At 61.6% G+C, this 3010-nt stretch carries 2 protein-coding genes and 1 pseudogene; all 3 read left to right on the top strand.

Annotation, left to right across the window (positions count from 1 at the left end):
* Positions 1–476, top strand: a pseudogene (locus tag ACLP2E_RS00005) (3-hydroxyacyl-CoA dehydrogenase); the annotation flags it as partial.
* Between the two features lie 25 nt (positions 477–501).
* Complete coding sequence (locus tag ACLP2E_RS00010; RefSeq protein WP_442464784.1) at positions 502–1476, top strand: 3-hydroxyacyl-CoA dehydrogenase NAD-binding domain-containing protein; 975 nt, start codon at positions 502–504, stop codon at positions 1474–1476.
* A 248-nt stretch (positions 1477–1724) separates the two neighbouring features.
* Positions 1725–2903 carry an NAD(P)/FAD-dependent oxidoreductase gene (locus ACLP2E_RS00015; protein ID WP_442464785.1) on the top strand — a complete coding sequence of 393 codons (1179 nt, stop codon included), beginning with the start codon at positions 1725–1727 and terminating at the stop codon, positions 2901–2903.
* The last annotated feature ends 107 nt before the right edge of the window (positions 2904–3010 follow it).

The raw sequence follows: 3010 nt of genomic DNA on the forward strand, positions 1-3010 counted from the left end.
GGTGCGTGGGCATCGCGGTGGACACCGGCGGGGGCAAGATCTACTGGACCCAAATAGGAGACACAAAAGCTGGCCAGGGCAGCCTTCGCCGGGCGAATATCCAGGTTCCGGAAGGTCAGACGCCTGCCAACCGCAGGGACATCGAATTACTCTATGACAACCTTCCTGAGCCGGTCGATCTGGAGCTCGATCTCGCCAGCCGGATGATGTACTGGACGGACCGCGGGGACCCGCCCCGCGGCGACACGGTTAGCCGAGCGCCGCCCGGCTCCCCGCCGGGCAGCCGCAAAGCGCCCGAAATCGTGTTCTCCCACCTGATGGAGGGCCTCGGCCTAGCCTTGGATGTGAAAGGCGGGCGGATGTTCATCACCGACCTCGCCGGCACGGTCTACAGCGCCAATCTCGACGGCTCCAACAAGAAGACCTTGCTCTTCGCCGAGGGCAACCTCACTGGCATCACCTACGCCGAAATCTGAAATCGCATCCAAAAGGAGAAATGACATGTCTTCCACCAAACCCATTCGCCGCGTCGCCATCATCGGCACCGGTGTCATTGGCGCGAGCTGGGCGGCGCTCTTCCTGGCGAATGGCCTGGAGGTTGTGGCGACCGATATCGCGCCGAACGCCGAGCCCGCGCTGAAGCGCTTCGTCGAAGCGGCCTGGCCGGCGCTCAAGAGATTGGGCCTCGCCCCTGGCGCGTCACAATCGAAACTGACGTTCACGGCCGACCCTTTGGCGGCGGTCAAGGGCGCCGACCTTGTCCAGGAGAATGGGCCCGAGCGGATCGACTTCAAGAAGAAGCTCTATGGGCAGCTTGACGAGGCGTTGCCGCCCGACGTGATCATCACGTCGAGCTCTTCCGGACTCACGATGAGCGAGATCCAATCGGGCTGCGGCGCTCACCCCGAGCGCTGCGTGATCGGGCTCCCGTTCAACCCTCCCTATTTAATGCCACTGGTCGAGATCGTTGGCGGCGCGAAGACCTCCGAAGAGACGATTCAGCGCGTCACGGATTTCTACACGGCAATGGGGAAAAAGCCGGTCCGGCTGCACAAGGAACTGCCCGGGCATGTCGCCAATCGTCTGCAGTCGGCCCTCAGCCGGGAGGTTTATTATCTCGTCGCCGAAGGCGTCGTCAGCGCCGCCGACGCGGACACCGCATTGTCCTGGGGGCCAGGCCTGCGTTGGGGCGTCATGGGCAGCCTGCTTCTCAACCACCTTGGCGGCGGCGAAGGCGGCATCGAGCATTTCTTCCAGCAGTTCACCGGTCCTATGACAGCCTGGTGGAAGGTTCTCGGGCAGCCGGAGTTGACGCCCGAAGTGCAAAAGAAACTCATCGACAGCGTCCATTCCGAGGTCGGTTCTCGCTCCATCGACGAGCTCGCGGCAGAGCGGGACGAAATGCTGCTCGGGCTCATTGAGCTGCGCGCGAGAGTGGAGAACGCGCCGGCGACATCAAACAAAGCTGTCGCCTAACTATCCTCGGTTAACTGCTTTGGTCGGACAAGATCGCAGCGCGAGCTGCATGCAAGGTCCTACTCTGGCTCAGCGATCAGATTGCGAGATCATCATGAGTGAAACATTAGAGATCTCTCGACCGCATGAGCAGACGGCGGCGGCAATGCCCAGACGCGCCGAGAAGCCGCAGATCGTCATAGTCGGCGGCGGCTTCGCCGGGATTACTGCAGCAAAAGCCGCTGCGACACTGCGATGCCGAAGTCATCGTGATCGATCGGCGCAACCATCACATTTTCCAACCGCTTTTATATCAGGTGGCGACCGCGGTCCTTGCGCCGTCCGAGGTGGCGGCGCCGATTCGGCAGCTTGAGGCGAAGCAAGAGAATGTTTCCGTGATATTGGGCGAGGTTGTCGGCGTCGATCTGGGATTTCGATCCGTTGACGTTGATTGTCCGGGCGTCGGGATCAAGAAGGTAGGCTTTGACTGTTTGGTGATCGCCGCCGGCATGCAATCGAGCTATTTCGGCCATGACGAATTTCCCAAGTACGCTCCATGCCTGAAAACGATCACCGACGCCGAAACGATACGATCGAAAGTTCTGAGTGCGTACGAGGTGGCGGAATCCATCGACGACGAGGACGAGCGCCGACGGCAGATGACATTTGTCTTGGTCGGCGCGGGACCGACCGGCGTCGAGCTGGCGGCGTCGCTGGCGCAAATGGCGACCACGACTTTGCGTGGGAACTTTCGGCGGATTGATCCGTCGACAACAACGATATTCCTGCTCGACGGCGCCAAGCGCATTCTTCCCAGCTTTGCTGAATCGCTGTCGAAAAAAGCCGCGGAGCGGCTCGCTAAGCTCGGCGTCCAGGTCATCACCGGCGCCATGGTGGAAAGCATCGACGCTCGAGGCGTCACCGTTGGCGGAAAGCTGATCCCGTGCGGCGCCGTCTTGTGGACCGCGTGCGTTTCGCCCTCGCCCCTCGTGAAGATGCTGGGCGTCGCGACCGACCGTGCGGGGCGAGCCTGCGTCGGCCCGTTCCTGAGCGTTCCGGATATTCCGAATGTATTCGTGGTCGGCGATACGGCGACGCTGACGCAAAACGGCAAGCCGTTGCCGGGCGTGGCGCAGGTCGCAATCCAGCAAGGCCGCTATGTCGGACGATTGATCTCGAGAGAGCTCAGCGGTCGAAAACCGCTTGGCCCGTTTCGGTACTTCGACAAGGGCAACATGGCCGTCGTCGGCAAGAATTTCGCCATCATGGAATCGGGCCGAATAAGACTGGCGGGAGTCACGGCCTGGTTCGCCTGGGCTTTTATTCACTTGCTCTTTCTGCCCCAGTTGCAAAACCGGCTTCGCGTCCAGCGCCAATGGTTGTGGAGCTATTTCACCGGGCAGCGCAGCTCGCGTCTGGTCACCGAGGCGGCGCGGTTCGACAAATAGCCGGCTCGCAACAGTTCTCGGATAACCACCATCGAACAAGTCCGGCGGCGAAGCCGGCCCGCGCGCGCTGCAAGCCAGCAAGCGACTCATGAAGCAGTCGTTTCACG

The sequence above is a fragment of the Rhodoblastus sp. genome (assembly GCF_052145335.1).
Classification (GTDB): domain Bacteria; phylum Pseudomonadota; class Alphaproteobacteria; order Rhizobiales; family Beijerinckiaceae; genus Rhodoblastus.

Bases quoted from the DNA above. Each gene is read 5' to 3' on its own strand.
- ACLP2E_RS00010 (WP_442464784.1), top strand. From the start codon at position 502: ATGTCTTCCACCAAACCCATTCGCCGCGTCGCCATCATCGGCACCGGT.